The sequence below is a fragment of the Mesorhizobium sp. ISC25 genome (assembly GCF_042295465.1).
GTDB lineage: Bacteria > Pseudomonadota > Alphaproteobacteria > Rhizobiales > Rhizobiaceae > Mesorhizobium.
On the sequence record NZ_CP135441.1, the window covers coordinates 3694627 to 3708747 of the forward strand.

At 63.0% G+C, this 14121-nt stretch carries 16 protein-coding genes and 1 pseudogene; 10 read left to right on the plus strand and 7 right to left on the minus strand.

What is annotated here, in order from left to right:
• Positions 1-116 precede the first annotated feature (116 nt).
• From RQ479_RS18340 to RQ479_RS18365, 6 genes are all read left to right on the plus strand, one after another.
• On the plus strand, positions 117-1016 hold the full coding sequence (locus tag RQ479_RS18340; protein WP_023717897.1) for a LysR family transcriptional regulator: 900 nt from the start codon (positions 117-119) through the stop codon (positions 1014-1016).
• Positions 1017-1149: 133 nt separating this feature from the next.
• Complete coding sequence (locus tag RQ479_RS18345) at positions 1150-1629, plus strand: formate dehydrogenase subunit gamma (RefSeq protein ID WP_292656094.1); 480 nt, start codon at positions 1150-1152, stop codon at positions 1627-1629.
• Positions 1626-3182 carry a formate dehydrogenase beta subunit gene (locus RQ479_RS18350; protein ID WP_376702105.1) on the plus strand — a complete coding sequence of 519 codons (1557 nt, stop codon included), beginning with the start codon at positions 1626-1628 and terminating at the stop codon, positions 3180-3182. The genes RQ479_RS18345 and RQ479_RS18350 overlap by 4 nt, the downstream gene beginning before the upstream one ends.
• A gap of 12 nt (positions 3183-3194) precedes the next feature.
• Positions 3195-6107 carry a formate dehydrogenase subunit alpha gene (gene fdhF, locus RQ479_RS18355; protein ID WP_376702106.1) on the plus strand — a complete coding sequence of 971 codons (2913 nt, stop codon included), beginning with the start codon at positions 3195-3197 and terminating at the stop codon, positions 6105-6107.
• Positions 6108-6110: 3 nt separating this feature from the next.
• A complete protein-coding gene (fdhD, locus tag RQ479_RS18360; protein ID WP_376702107.1) occupies positions 6111-6941 on the plus strand; it encodes a formate dehydrogenase accessory sulfurtransferase FdhD in 831 nt (276 codons plus the stop codon).
• Complete coding sequence (locus RQ479_RS18365) at positions 6931-7239, plus strand: formate dehydrogenase subunit delta (protein ID WP_352469984.1); 309 nt, start codon at positions 6931-6933, stop codon at positions 7237-7239. The genes fdhD and RQ479_RS18365 overlap by 11 nt, the downstream gene beginning before the upstream one ends.
• A gap of 17 nt (positions 7240-7256) precedes the next feature.
• On the opposite strand, the gene RQ479_RS18370 is transcribed toward RQ479_RS18365, so the two are convergent.
• The 3 genes from RQ479_RS18370 to RQ479_RS18380 all read right to left on the minus strand — a co-directional run bounded on the left by RQ479_RS18370 (position 7257) and on the right by RQ479_RS18380 (position 9141).
• Complete coding sequence (locus RQ479_RS18370; protein ID WP_376702108.1) at positions 7257-7526, minus strand: hypothetical protein; 270 nt, start codon at positions 7524-7526, stop codon at positions 7257-7259.
• Between the two features lie 71 nt (positions 7527-7597).
• Entirely contained in the window at positions 7598-8098 is a 501-nt protein-coding gene (locus RQ479_RS18375) for an MmcB family DNA repair protein (RefSeq protein WP_376705969.1), read from the minus strand.
• A 743-nt stretch (positions 8099-8841) separates the two neighbouring features.
• The gene (locus RQ479_RS18380; RefSeq protein ID WP_023717905.1) at positions 8842-9141 is read right to left on the minus strand and encodes a DUF1330 domain-containing protein; all 300 of its coding nucleotides are present in this window, start codon (positions 9139-9141) and stop codon (positions 8842-8844) included.
• A 153-nt stretch (positions 9142-9294) separates the two neighbouring features.
• On the opposite strand from RQ479_RS18380, the gene RQ479_RS18385 reads away from it, so the two are divergent.
• From RQ479_RS18385 to RQ479_RS18395, 3 genes are all read left to right on the plus strand, one after another.
• The gene (locus RQ479_RS18385; protein ID WP_023717906.1) at positions 9295-9621 is read left to right on the plus strand and encodes a GYD domain-containing protein; all 327 of its coding nucleotides are present in this window, start codon (positions 9295-9297) and stop codon (positions 9619-9621) included.
• 84 nt (positions 9622-9705) lie between these two features.
• Positions 9706-9915 carry a hypothetical protein gene (locus tag RQ479_RS18390; RefSeq protein ID WP_376702109.1) on the plus strand — a complete coding sequence of 70 codons (210 nt, stop codon included), beginning with the start codon at positions 9706-9708 and terminating at the stop codon, positions 9913-9915.
• Positions 9916-10041, plus strand: coding sequence for a hypothetical protein (locus tag RQ479_RS18395; RefSeq protein WP_352467528.1), 126 nt, complete (start codon positions 9916-9918; stop codon positions 10039-10041).
• Positions 10042-10081: 40 nt separating this feature from the next.
• On the opposite strand, the pseudogene RQ479_RS18400 reads toward RQ479_RS18395, so the two are convergent.
• Positions 10082-10156 (minus strand): annotated as a pseudogene (locus RQ479_RS18400) (MerR family DNA-binding transcriptional regulator); the annotation flags it as partial.
• 223 nt (positions 10157-10379) lie between these two features.
• Here RQ479_RS18400 and RQ479_RS18405 point away from each other — a divergent pair.
• The gene (locus RQ479_RS18405; protein ID WP_376702110.1) at positions 10380-10997 is read left to right on the plus strand and encodes a L,D-transpeptidase; all 618 of its coding nucleotides are present in this window, start codon (positions 10380-10382) and stop codon (positions 10995-10997) included.
• A 111-nt stretch (positions 10998-11108) separates the two neighbouring features.
• On the opposite strand, the gene RQ479_RS18410 is transcribed toward RQ479_RS18405, so the two are convergent.
• The 3 genes from RQ479_RS18410 to trpS form a co-directional block, all read right to left on the minus strand.
• Complete coding sequence (locus RQ479_RS18410) at positions 11109-11678, minus strand: NifU family protein (protein ID WP_023676386.1); 570 nt, start codon at positions 11676-11678, stop codon at positions 11109-11111.
• A gap of 542 nt (positions 11679-12220) precedes the next feature.
• Positions 12221-12712, minus strand: a complete 492-nt coding sequence (locus RQ479_RS18415) for a universal stress protein (protein WP_107649287.1) — start codon at positions 12710-12712, stop codon at positions 12221-12223.
• 308 nt (positions 12713-13020) lie between these two features.
• Entirely contained in the window at positions 13021-14103 is a 1083-nt protein-coding gene (gene trpS / locus RQ479_RS18420) for a tryptophan--tRNA ligase (RefSeq protein ID WP_376702111.1), read from the minus strand.
• Positions 14104-14121: the final 18 nt, after the last annotated feature.

Here is a 14121-nt window from a genome sequence, read left to right on the forward strand (position 1 = left end):
AGCCGGCTGAAAGATGTGGATGCGGGCGATTGCACAGGCGGCTTGCAGCCGAAGGCGATTTCCCCGACCTTGCGCGCTACGATCGGACACAGCGTCCGTGACAGGCTCCCGACGGCATGATCGACAAGCTGGAATTCTTCATAGCACTTGCCAGGGAAGAACATTTCGGCCGGGCGGCCGAGGTGTGCGGCGTCACCCAACCGACGCTTTCGGCCGGCATCAAGCAGCTGGAGGGCCAGCTCGGCGTGATGCTGGTGCTGCGCGGCTCCCGCTTCCAGGGGCTGACTCCGGAAGGCAAGCAGGTGCTGGTGTGGGCGCGCCGCATCGTCGGCGATAGCAGGACCATGCGCGAGGAGATGCGGGCGGCGCGCCACGGCCTGTCAGGGCGCATCCGCATCGCGGCGATCCCGACGGCGCTGGCCATGGTGGCGCGATTGACGACGCCGTTTCGGGCAAAGCACCCCGGCGTCACCTTCTCGGTGCTGTCGCGGACATCGATCGAGGTGCTGTCGCTGCTCGGCAATTTCGACATCGACGCCGGCATCACCTATCTCGACAACGAGCCGCTCGGACGCGTCACCAGCGTGCCGCTCTACGACGAGCGCTACCAGCTGATCACCGCCGTCGGGAACCCCTATTTCGACCGCGACAAAGTGACATGGGCGGAACTCAGCCAGCTGCCGCTCTGCCTGCTGACACCGGACATGCAGAACCGCCGCATCATCGACCAGCATCTGGCCGAAGCCGGCGTGCAGGTGCGGCCGACTTTGGAATCTAACTCGATGATCGTGCTGTTTTCGCATATCCGCACCGGCAAATGGTCGTCGATCATGCCGCTTAACCTTGCGGAAACGTTCGGCTTTTCCGAGCCGATCCGGGCTATCCCGATCGTCGAGCCGGATGCCAGCCACACCGTCGGGCTGGTGGCGGCGCCGCGCGAACCGCACACGCCACTGGTCTCGGCGCTGTTGGACGAGGCAATGGCGCTGGCGGACGATTTCCGCGCCCGTCGCTAGGCTAGAAAATACAGGTGACCGCGAACGATAGAAAATTTCTATCGAGCAACGGATCGGCTTTATTGATTTGGCGGGTTTCCTCTGATTTCCTAAGCACTTAGCGGAAGACCGCCACGACCAGGGAGGGCGCTGCATGACGATGCAGCCTGCAAGTACCGAGATCGCATCTCGCACGGCGGCGATCATCCAGGAGCTGAAAGGCCTCGAAGGCCCGCTGTTGCCGATACTGCACGGCATACAGGAAGAGTTCGGCTATGTACCGCAGGACGCGCTGCCGGTCATCGCCGAGGCGCTGAACATCTCCAGGGCCGAGGTGCATGGCGTCGTCACCTTCTATCACGATTACCGCAGCCAACCGGCCGGCAGGCATGTGCTGAAGCTCTGCCAGGCGGAAGCCTGTCAGTCGATGGGTTCGGATGCGATTGCCGCCAAGCTCAAATCATTGCTGGGCATCGGTTTCCACGAGACAACCCGCGACGGGTCGGTGACGCTGGAGCCGGTCTATTGCCTCGGCCTTTGCGCCTGCTCGCCGTCGGCGATGCTGGACGGCGAGGTGATCGGGCGGCTCGACGACGAAAAGCTCAATGAAATCGTAGCCGAGGTGCGCTCATGATCCCGCGCATCTATATTCCCGGCGATTCCGGCGCGCTGGCGCTCGGCGCGGAAAAGGTCGCCAAGGCGGTTCGGGCGGAATTGGCCGAGCGCGGCATCGAGGCCAAGATCGTGCGCAACGGCTCGCGCGGTGCCTATTTCCTCGAGCCGACGGTCGAAGTGGCAACAGCCACTGGCCGCGTCGCCTACGGGCCGGTGAAGCCCTCCGACGTCAAAAGCCTGTTCGACTGCGGCTTCCTCACCGGCGGCCACCACAAGCGCTGGCTGGGCGCGCCGGACAAGATCCCGTTCCTGGCCAGGCAGACGCGGCTGACCTTTGCGCGCTGCGGCGTCACCGATCCGCTGTCGCTCGATCATTACAAGGCGCATGGCGGCCTGAAGGGCCTGCAGAATGCAGTGGCGATAACGCCGGCGGACATCGTCAAACAGGTGACCGAGTCCGGGCTGCGCGGTCGTGGCGGCGCCGGCTTCCCGACCGGCATCAAGTGGAAGACGGTGCTCGACACGTCGGCCGACCGCAAATACATCGTCTGCAATGCCGATGAAGGCGATTCCGGCACGTTCGCCGACCGCATGATCATGGAAGGCGACCCCTTCGTGCTGATCGAAGGCATGGCGATCGCCGGCATAGCCACCGGCGCGACCAAGGGCTTCATCTATATCCGCTCCGAATACCCGCATGCGGTGGCGGTGATGCAGAAGGCCGTCGAGATCGCCCGCAAGGCCGGCGTGCTCGGCGTCAATGTGCTCGGCTCGCCCAATTCATTCGACATGGAAGTCCGCGTCGGTGCCGGCGCCTATGTCTGCGGCGAGGAGACCGCGCTGCTCGACAGCCTCGAAGGCAAGCGCGGACAGGTGCGGGCCAAGCCGCCGCTGCCGGCGCACAAGGGCCTGTTCGGCAAGCCGACGGTGATCAACAACGTCATCTCGCTGGCCTCGGTGCCGGTGATCATGGACAAGGGCGCCGCCTTCTACAAGGATTTCGGCACGGGCCGTTCGCGCGGCACCATCCCGATCCAGATTGCCGGCAACGTCAAGTATCCCGGCCTCTACGAGGCGGCGTTCGGCATGACGCTGGGTGAGATCGTCGACGATATCGGCGGCGGCACGGCGACGGGGCGTCCGGTCAAGGCGGTGCAAGTGGGTGGCCCGCTCGGCGCCTATTTCCCGCGCGCCCTGTTCGATACGCCGTTCGACTACGAGGCGTTTGCCGCCAAGGACGGGCTGATCGGCCATGCCGGCATCGTCGTTTTCGACGACAGCGCCGACATGCTGAAGCAGGCACGCTTTGCCATGGAATTCTGCGCTATCGAAAGCTGCGGCAAGTGCACGCCGTGCCGCATCGGCTCGACGCGCGGCGTCGAGGTGCTGGACCGACTCGCCCAGAACGTCGAACCGGAAAAGCAGATCGCGCTGGTCACCGACCTTTGCAACACGATGAAGTTCGGCTCGCTTTGCGCTCTCGGCGGCTTCACCCCATATCCAGTGATGAGTGCACTCAACCATTTCCCGGACGACTTTCGGCCGACGCCGGTCGCCGAAGCAGCGGAATAGGAGCGGACAGGCATGAACGCGGCATTCGACATCAAATCGCTGGTCCAGGAAATCGACTACGGCACACCCGCTTCGGAAGCGGAACAGCAGGTGACGCTGACCGTCGACGGCAAGTCGGTGACGGTGCCGGCGGGTACGTCGATCATGCGCGCTTCGATGGAAGCGGGCGTCGAAATCCCGAAATTGTGCGCGACCGACATGCTGGACTCGTTCGGCTCCTGCCGGGTCTGCCTCGTCGAGATCGATGGGCGCGGCGGCACGCCGGCCTCGTGCACGACGCCGGTCGGCGAAGGCATGGTCGTGCATACACAGAGCGACCGGCTAGACGCCATCCGCCGCGGCGTGATGGAACTCTATGTCTCCGACCACCCGGCGGCGTGGGGCGAGAAGGCCGGCACCGGCGCCAGCGAGTTCGACAAGGTCGCCAGGACGGTCGGCCTGACCGAGAACCGCTATGGCGTGGACGGCCGCAACCACGTCCAGCAGGAAAACGGCGTGGCGCCCGGCCATGGCTCGCTGACCATCGACTATATCGCCCGCGATGAATCGAACCCCTATTTCACCTACGATCCGGCGCAGTGCATCGTCTGCTCGCGCTGCGTGCGCGCTTGTGAAGAGGTACAAGGCACGTTTGCGCTGACCATCGAGGGCCGCGGCTTCGAATCCAGGGTCTCGGCCGGCATGCACGAGGCGTTCGTCGATTCCGAATGCGTGTCGTGCGGGGCCTGTGTGCAGGCCTGCCCGACCGATGCGCTGAGGGAAAAGACCGTGCTGGCGAAAGGCGTGCCCGAGCGCTCGACCGTCACCACCTGCGCCTATTGCGGCGTCGGCTGTTCGTTCAAGGCCGAGGTCAAGGGCGACGAGGTCATCCGCATGATGCCCTACAAGGCAGGCAAGGCCAACCACGGCCACTCCTGCGTCAAGGGCCGCTTCGCCTATGGCTATGCGACGCACAAGGACCGGATCCTGAAGCCGATGATCCGCGAGAAGGTCAGCGATCCGTGGCGCGAAGTGTCATGGGAAGAGGCGCTCACGCATACCGCGAATGAATTCCGTCGCATCCAATACCAGTACGGCCGCACCTCGATCGGCGGCATCACCTCGTCGCGCTGCACCAACGAGGAGACCTACCTCGTCCAGAAGCTGGTCCGGCAGGGCTTCCGCAACAACAATGTCGATACCTGCGCCCGCGTCTGCCATTCGCCGACCGGCTATGGCCTCGGCCAGACCTTCGGCACCTCCGCCGGCACGCAGGATTTCGATTCGATCGAGCAGACGGATGTCATCCTGCTGATCGGCGCCAATCCAACGGATGCGCATCCGGTGTTCGCCTCGCGCATGAAAAAGCGCATGCGCCAAGGCGCCAAGCTGATCGTGCTCGATCCGCGCCGTACCGATATCGTGCGCTCGGCCCATGTCGAGGCGCAATTCCATCTGCCGCTGAAGCCGGGCACCAACGTCGCCATGCTGACAGCGCTCGCCCATGTCATCGTCACCGAAGGCCTGTTCGACGAGGCCTTCATCCGCGAGCGCTGCGACTGGGACGAGTTCCAGGATTGGGCATCGTTCGTGGCACTGCCGGAAAACAGCCCGGAGGTCGTCGGCGAGCTTGCCAATGTCGATCCCGACGACATACGCGGTGCAGCCCGGCTCTATGCCCGCGGCGGCAACGGCGCGATCTATTACGGCCTCGGCGTGACCGAGCACAGCCAAGGCTCGACCACCGTCATCGCCATTGCCAACCTCGCAATGGCGACCGGCAATATCGGCCGGCCGGGCGTCGGCGTGAACCCGCTGCGCGGCCAGAACAATGTGCAGGGCTCCTGCGACATGGGCTCGTTCCCGCACGAGCTTCCCGGCTATCGCCACATCTCAGGCGACGCCGTGCGCGCTATCTATGAGAGCCTGTGGGGCGTCAAGCTCGACGAAGAGCCCGGCCTGCGCATCCCCAACATGTTGGACGCAGCCGTCGACGGCTCGTTCAAGGGCCTCTATGTGCAGGGCGAGGACATCCTGCAGTCGGACCCCGACACCAAGCATGTCGCCGCGGGTCTCGCCGCGATGGAATGTGTGGTCGTGCACGACCTCTTCCTCAACGAAACGGCCAACTACGCGCATGTCTTCCTGCCCGGCTCGACCTTCCTCGAGAAGGACGGCACCTTCACCAATGCCGAGCGCCGCATCAACATGGTGCGCAAGGTGATGGAGCCGAAATGCGGCTATGCCGACTGGGAGACGACGCAGGAGCTCGCCAAGGCGCTCGGCCTCGGCTGGAACTACACGCATCCGTCGCAGATCATGGACGAGATCGCCAAGACGACGCCGAGTTTCGCCGGCGTTTCCTTCGACCTTCTCGACCGGGTGGGCTCGGTGCAGTGGCCCTGCAACGAGAAGTCGCCGGAAGGCACGCCGATCATGCATATTGGCGGCTTCGTGCGCGGCAAGGGCAAGTTCATCCGCACCGAATACGTGGCGACCGACGAAAGGACCGGACCGCGCTTCCCGCTGCTGCTGACCACCGGCCGCATCCTGTCGCAATACAATGTCGGCGCGCAGACCAGGCGCACGGAGAACGTCGTTTGGCATAGCGAGGACCGGCTCGAGATCCATCCGCATGACGCCGAAAATCGCGGCCTGCGCGACGGCGACTGGGTGCGGCTGACCAGCCGCTCGGGCGAGACGACGCTGCGCGCGCTGATCACCGAGCGGGTGTCGCCGGGCGTCGTCTATACGACCTTCCACCATCCCGACACCCAGGCAAACGTCATCACCACCGACTTCTCCGACTGGGCGACCAACTGCCCGGAATACAAGGTGACCGCGGTGCAGGTGGGTGCATCCAACGGCCCGTCGGAATGGCAGCGCGACTATGACGAGCAGGCGAAGCAAAGCCGCCGCATCGCGAAGTTGGAAGCGGCGGAGTAGTCCTTGACCGCGCGCCGCAAAGCCATTGCGCAGATCTCGCGGCTGGCGCGCCGCGCCGGCGGCACCGCGGCCGCCAACCGCATGGTGCCGGAAGAGACGCCGGTAGCATTCTCCTTTGCCGGCACCACGCATGCGGTGATGATGGCAAGCCCGGCTGATTTCGAGGATTTCGCGCTCGGCTTCTCGCTGACCGAAGGCATCATTGCCTCGCCAGATGAAATCGAAGCGATCGAGGTCGAGGATCACGGCGCCGGCATCGATATCCAGATCAGGCTGAAGGACAGCGCCAACACCCGCTTCGAGGCGCGTCGCAGACGGCTGGCCGGCCCGGTCGGCTGCGGGCTGTGCGGCATCGAATCGATCGAGGAAGCAATGCGCTCGGTCGATCCGGTCGGCGCGTCAACACTTACGCTTCAGGCCGACGACATCGTTCGCTCGGTCAAGCTTTTGTCGAAAGTGCAGCCGCTGCACGCCGAGACCGGCGCGGTCCACGCCGCCGGCTTCTATATGCCCGGCAAGGGCATCGTCATGGCGCGCGAGGATGTCGGCCGTCACAATGCGCTGGACAAGCTGGCCGGCGCGCTGGCCAAAGCCGGTATCGACGGCAGGTCGGGGGCCGTCGTCGTGACGTCGCGCGTTTCGGTCGAGATGGTGCAGAAGACCGCGGCGATCGGTGCTGCCGTCATCATCGCCGTCTCGGCACCGACGGCACTTGCCATCCGCACCGCAGACGACGCCGGCATGACGCTGGTGGCGCTGGTGCGCGGCGATGATTTCGATATTTTCACCCATCCTGACCGCGTGGTTTCCGGAGTTGCCAAGCATGTCGCATGACGAGGGCCACCTCATGAGCACCAGCGAAAAGCTGGTTCGCATGGCCAACCAGATCGCTGCCTTTTTCCACTCCAAGCCGCGCGAGCAAGGCATTGCAGGCGTCGCCGAGCACATCAACAAATTCTGGGAGCCGCGGATGCGCCGGCAATTGTTCGAGATGCTCGACAGCGGCGGCGAAGGCTTCAACGAGCTTGTCGTCGCGGCCGCGCCACACATCAAGCGGCCGGGCGCGCCGGAGGGCGCAGGTTTTAGCGTCGGCGGAGCGAACACCGAGACTGCCGCCGCGTCACAGAAATAGCCGGCGGCGGCCTACATTCACACTCTCTGTAGTTTCATCTGCCGCAAGCTGTGCGCCTCTGCTATGATCCGGCGATAAGAAATCGTCGGGTCGGGCGGACAAACCTCGTGAGGCCGATCGAAACTCGATACGCGCTTAGCGGCGACGTGCGGATCGCCTATCAGGTGGTCGGCCAGGGATCGCTCGATCTGGTGTTCGTGCCGGGTTTCATTTCCAATCTCGACCTGCACTGGGAAAACGAGGGCTACACCCGGCTGTTGGCGTTCCTTGCGGAACACCGCAGTCATACATCATCTCTTATGCAAGGTGGCGGCAGCCGGGGCAGCGCAAGCCTCCAAGATTACGAAGCGAAAAACCCCTACTCGCTCTCACCCTCCAGCGCCGGCACCGACACACCGGCAAGCTCCGCTGCCAGCAGCCGCGCAGCACCGGCGCGCGCGATCCTCAGCATCAGCGCCTTGCGCGTCGCCGCCGCTATGCGGTGCTCGGGCGCATCGCGCAAAATCTCGGCGCCGTAGCCGTCGGAGAGGATGAAGCCGCACTCCTGCGGAAAGATCTCGGAAGGCACGCCGGGATGGGTGGCGAAGAAGAAGCGGTCGGAGTGCAGCCGGTAGTCCGGCCATTTGCGGTCGACCCTGAAATCCTCGATCGAGGATTTGATCTCGATGATCCAGATGTCGCCCTGGCGGGTCAGCGCCACGAGGTCGGCGCGGCGGCCGGTGGCCAGCGACAGTTCGGGCAAGACATGCGCGCCCATCTGTTTGAGCAGCCGCTGCACGCCACGCCTGACCAGCATGGCGCGTTCCGACTGGCGACCGTCGATGAGCGGGTTGAGGGGTAGAGGTGAGATGATCGGCATGGCCGCACCATGCCAGATTTTGTTCACGGTTTGAACCCGGTTTTTGCTGGCGATTATCTGGCTGACAAACCTAATCTGCAAAATACTGTGGAGCGAGCGCTACAAGGCCCGCCCTTCCACAAGGCGGGCCGCTCGCGTTATGAATGCGGTTCTTACTGGTGAGGGGAGCTATGTTTTCGCGAGGCGTCGCGGTTGATCTAATATTCACCGCTGCAGGCCCGATAGTGGTCGCAGCATAATCAAAAAGGTGGCGAAGCATGGTTACTGAGATTGCAAGTTTGACGGTCGACCAGACTAGGCTCAATAGGATGCTCACGCGGGGCGTCGTATTTTCCGTTATTTGGCTCGCCGGTTTCGGGTCTTCTTATGCACTCTACCAGGGGCTTCTGGCGCGACGGATGATAAAAATGAATCCCATGCTTCGGGGAAATGGCCGCGCCTGGTGGTGCATCATTGTGGGAGGGCTTGGGGCCGCAGCCTTATGTGCGATAGTTGGCGCCGGCATTTTCAACGCCATGACACAACCCTAGGTCACACTGTAACACCGCCTGCCGATCCGGTGTTGGGTCATATTGATATGTAGGTCCCATTCAATGAGCGCTTCCGGCGTCATCCTCCCATCGTTGGCCGTCATTCCCGGCCGCAAGTTTGAAGCTTGCTGATTCATATCAAAATGCTCCTGTCCTGTCGCCGGGCCGCACCAGATATGGCAACTCAGATTTGCCATTGTCATCGAACAGGCCTCAACTAACCGGCATCATGCCCTCGAGAGCAATGATCCTGGTCTTTGCGCAGCGTTCGCGGATGGCCTTGAGCCGGCCGTATTCTGGAGAGTCGTACCATGCCAGGAGGGAAGCCATGTCGGGGAATTCGACAATGACAAGGCGATGAGGTTCCCAATCGCCTTCCAGCACTTTGGTGGCTCCGCCGCGAGCGATGTACCTACCCCCGTAGCGGGCTTCGGTTGCAGGCACGTCCCGGCGGTATTCCTCGAAAACGGCGGCGTCGGTTATGTCTACGTCAGCAATGAGATATGCGGCCATTGACCTTACTCCCCTTGGGAAAGGCAATTGAAACAGGTCTATTAGCGGTCCCGCAACTAAGCCAGCGGTACTACGCCTCGGAAACGACTCGCGTTCTCCCGGATTGCGGCGCTTAACTGTCTTGGTGGGGGCAGCTCTGGGAGGAGACGAACCATGCCGATGTATCTCACGCGATTCAGCTACAGGCCCGAAACCTGGGCGCGCTTGATGGACAATCCCGAGGATAGACGCGAGGCTGCCCGTTCCTACATCGAGTCGGTGGGCGGAAAGCTGCACGGGTTCTGGTATGCCTTCGGAGAGTACGATGGCTGGAACCTGTGGGAGGCGCCGGACAATGTGTCGATGGCATCCGTCATGCTCGCAATCGGTGCGGGAGGCGCGCTCAGCTCGTACGAGACCACCGTGCTGTTAAGTGTCGAAGAGACGATGGACGCGCTTGGGAAAGCGAAGTCGATCCGCTATCGCCCACCGGGATCGTGACGGCCGCCCCTGCTTTGCGGAGTGTCGAAGGCTGGGGAACGCTTGCTCTCGAACGGCGCCCGTTCCTACACTTTTGCGCAAAAAATGTCCGCTGCACCCTCTTGGCAGCGCCGGCAGCTTGCGCTTTCAATGTCGGCCACGGGATTTTTTACGAGGAGCACACCATGGACGGAAGATGACGACCGGAAATCGGCGACGCCGGAGGAAATCCGCTCGGCCATCAGAGGCTGGGCGGTGCTTGGGGCAATCATCGTCGCCGTGTTTGGCGCCGCCTACGTCATGATCGATAGTTGAATGGCCGACGATCCTGGTCGCCCCGATGGACTGCCTGAAAAGATCGGCACGGTCCTTGGTGCATTGGTGGTGATCGGCACGTTCGGGCTTCTGGCTTGGACCGTGCTTCGCGGCGTCCTTTATTGAACCCGGCCCGTCAGGATTATCTCCTGCAGCGGCCGCGTCTCAGGCCGATCTCCTCGTAGGAACGGATGGTCTTGGCCGGCAGGCCAGAGCGCTGGGCAGCGTCACCGACATTCATGGTGATTTCCTTGTCTTCCGGTTCCTGTTCTTGGCCCATTGATTTTGCAGCATAATCCTGCGGGGGCTGTTGCCGAAATGCCATAGTCGCAGGTTTACCAGCACGCAAGCCCAAGGATATAGGCATCGCCCGCTTGGCAAGCAAAGCAAATGCCAGCATGAATGAAGATGAAAAAGCGGCCGACTCGAGCCGCTGTTGTTTGGGCAGGGCATCGGACCTTTTCATGCGCATGAAGTCACTTGCAATCGTCGCGGCCCTGGCGCTGTCGACGGCTGTCGCCGGTTGCAGCACCATCGGCTCGCAGATCTTCACCAACAACTACGGCGCGGTGACCGATGCCGGCTATCACCTGCCGCGCATCACGATCGAAAAGGTGCCGTTCAAATACCGCCGGCAGATCGTCGACTACGACACCAGGGAAAAGCCGGGCACCATCATCGTCGATACGCAGAACAAATTCCTCTATTTCGTCATGGGCGACGGCGAGGCGATGCGTTACGGCATCGGCGTCGGCCGTGAGGGTTTCGAATGGCACGGCACCGCCCATATCGCGCTGAAGCGCGAATGGCCGACCTGGACGCCGCCGTCGCAGATGATCAGGCGGCAGCCGGAGCTGGCCAAGTTTGCCGGCGGCATGGAGCCGGGGTTGAAGAATCCGCTCGGCGCCCGCGCCATGTACCTGTTCAACAAGGGCGGCGATATGGGCTATCGCCTGCATGGCAGCCCGGAATGGAATTCGATCGGCAAGGCGATGTCGTCGGGCTGCATCCGGCTGATGAACCAGGACATTATCGACCTCTACGACCGCACCTCGGTCGGCGCCAAGGTCATTGTAATATAAAGCCCTCATACGCGGACCGTCTAGGCAACAACACAGACGTCGCAAACAGAAAACCGGGCCACTTGAGCCCGGTTTTTTGTTGCCTGCGGAAGTTGAAGATGGAACGGCGCGTCAGGAAACCTGTTCGACATGCTGCACTTCCGGCACAAAGTGCCGGAGCAGGTTCTGGATGCCGTGCTTCAGCGTCGCGGTCGAGGACGGGCAGCCGGCGCAGGCGCCCTTCATGTGCAGGAACACGGTGCCGTTCTCGAAACCGCGGAAAGTGATGTCGCCGCCATCCTGGGCGACGGCCGGGCGCACCCGCGTGTCGAGCAGCTCCTTGATGGTGACGACCAGCTCCTCGTCGGCCTTGTCGTAGAATTCGCCGGTCTGGCTGGTCTCGGCGGCGGGGCCGGCCTTGGCCATCACCGGGGCGCCGGACATGAAATGCTCCATGATGGCGCCGAGGATAGCCGGCTTCAGATGCTGCCAGTCGGGGCCGTCTTTGGTCACGGTGATGAAATCATAGCCGAAGAAGACGCCGGTGACGCCGGGGATCTCGAACAGCCGGCCGGCAAGCGGCGAAGCCGTCGCGGCGCTATCGGCATCGCGGAAATCGGCGGTGCCTTCTTGCAGCACTTCCTTGCCGGGCAGGAATTTCAGCGTCGCCGGGTTTGGCGTCGACTCGGTCTGGATGAACATGGCCGTCTCCGTGCCCGTTTCGGGCAGCTAGTTTGGAATAATTCTAATTAGGCTTTATCCGCCCGACATTCAAGCGAAAGGCATCGCGGGGAACGGCTGGCTGGTGGAATGAATTTTCTTCTGTAGCGCCGTGCGTCTTCCTGAAGCGCCAACGATGCCGTTCATGGATGATACTCACCGGCCGTAAGCAACCACTGCATCGCTGCGTTCTTGGACCACTGTAACGGCATGGATCCCAGGGTCTGCGCCGCGTCGCTTCGCTCCTTGCTCCGCCCTGGGATGACGAAAGGAGGGACGCTCCGGCTCATTTTGAACGCCTGCGACTTGCCATCGGCCCACCCGAGAGCCGTATCTCTGACGCCTGCGTTAGCCATAAGCCACCACGCCTTCGTCATCCCAGGGCGAAGCAGGAGCGAAGCGACGTAGCGGAGACCCTGGGATCCATGCCGTGACCTTCGAGCGTCGCGGCGCTGAACGACAGGGTCCTTTTTGGCCCCGCAACATTGGCCCGATCGGTTCGTCGCAGGCCCGCTGAACGTACCCTAGGCCAAGCTGTCGATCTCCTCGTCCGACAGGTTCTGCGGCACCACCGTGACCGGGATAGGAAAGGCGGCGCCCTTGCCGGCGACCGCGCCGACCAGCGGCCCAGGCCCTTCCTTGCCGGCGCCTGCCGCCAGCACCAGGATGGCGATGTCCTGGTCTTCCTCGATCAGCTTGTGGATCTCTTCGGTCGGCTTGCCTTCGCGCACCACCAGCTCCGGCTCGATGCCGAGCTTCTGGCGCACCTTGTTGGCGTAGCTGTCCAGTGCCGCGCGCGCCGTGGCGGTCGCCTCCTCGCGCATGATCTTCTCGACGCCCAGCCAGTGCTGGAAATCATCCGGCTCGATGACATAGAGCAGCACCAGCACGCCGCTCGTGCTTTGCGCCCGCTTCGAGGCGTAGGCGACGGCGCGCTCGCATTCGGGCGTGTCGTCGATGATCGCCAGGAACTTGCGGCGATGACCGGCTTCGCGGCTGAGGCGTTTGGAGACCATATTCACCCTGTTCGATGGTTTCGATCGCAATCTGCCACCGCCGCAGCCCGCCCGCAAGCGACCGGCGGCTGTGGCAATGCTGGTGCAGCCGTTTCAGGTTGGCGCTGCCCCTCATCTGCCTGCCGGCATCTTCTCCCCGTATAGTGACGGGGAGAAGGGGCTGGCCGCAGACTCGGCTCCCTTTCTGCAATGCTGGAGATTGGTGAAATCTTTTGCGAAGGCGTCCTTCTCCCCGTCACTATACGGGGAGAAGTGCCCGGCAGGGCGATGAGGGGCGGCGCCATCGTCGAGAATTAGTCATTCGCAATTCAGCCTTGCAGCAGGCCGATAATGTCGCGCACGGTCTTCATCGTCGCTTCGGCCAATGTGCCGGCACGCTCGCCGCCATCCCGCAACACCGCGTCGACATAGGCGCGGTCATCGGAGATGCGGCGCATCTCGCCGGCGATCGGCGCCAGCTTTTCCACGGCGAGATCGGCCAGCGCCGGTTTGAACACCGAAAACTGCTGGCCGCCGAATTCCTTCAGCACGGCCTCTTTCGAGAGTTCGGCGAGGCCGGCATAGATGCCGACGAGGTTTTCCGCTTCCGGCCGGCCGGCAAGCCCGTCCAGTTCGCCGGGCAAAGCCTCCGGGTCGGTCTTGGCCTTGCGGATCTTCTTCGAGATGGCATCGGCATCGTCGGTCAGGTTGATGCGCGACAGGTCCGACGGGTCCGACTTCGACATCTTTTTCGAACCGTCGCGCAGCGACATGATGCGCGCCGCCGGGCCGCCGATGACCGGCTCGGTCAGCGGGAAATAGCCGTTCACCGTCTCCTCGCCGACCTGCATCTCGACGCCGACGCCAAGCGCTGCGATGCGGTCCGAAAAGTCGTTGTTGAATTTCTGCGCAATGTCGCGGGTCAGCTCCAGATGCTGCTTCTGGTCGTCGCCGACCGGCACGTGGGTGGCGCGGTAGACGAGGATGTCGGCGGCCATCAGGGAGGGATAGGCGAGCAGGCCGAGCGAGGCGTTCTCGCGGTCCTTGCCGGCCTTGTCCTTGAACTGCGTCATGCGGTTCATCCAGCCGATGCGCGCCACGCAGTTGAAGATCCAGGCAAGCTCGGCGTGCTGCATCACCCGCGACTGGTTGAAGACGATGTGCTTGGTCGGATCGATGCCCGAGGCGAGAAACGCCGCGGTGATCGAACGCGTCTGGTCCTGAAGATCCTCATAGACGAGCTGCGCGGTCAGCGAATGCAGGTCGACGACGCAATAGATGCAGTCGGAGGTGTCCTGCAGGGCGACGAATTTCTTGATGGCGCCGAGATAATTGCCGAGATGCAGATTGCCGGTTGGCTGGACGCCGGAAAAGACGAGTGGCTTGAAGGCGGGCTGGTTGAGGTCGGTCATGGTGTTTCCCTGGCTTGT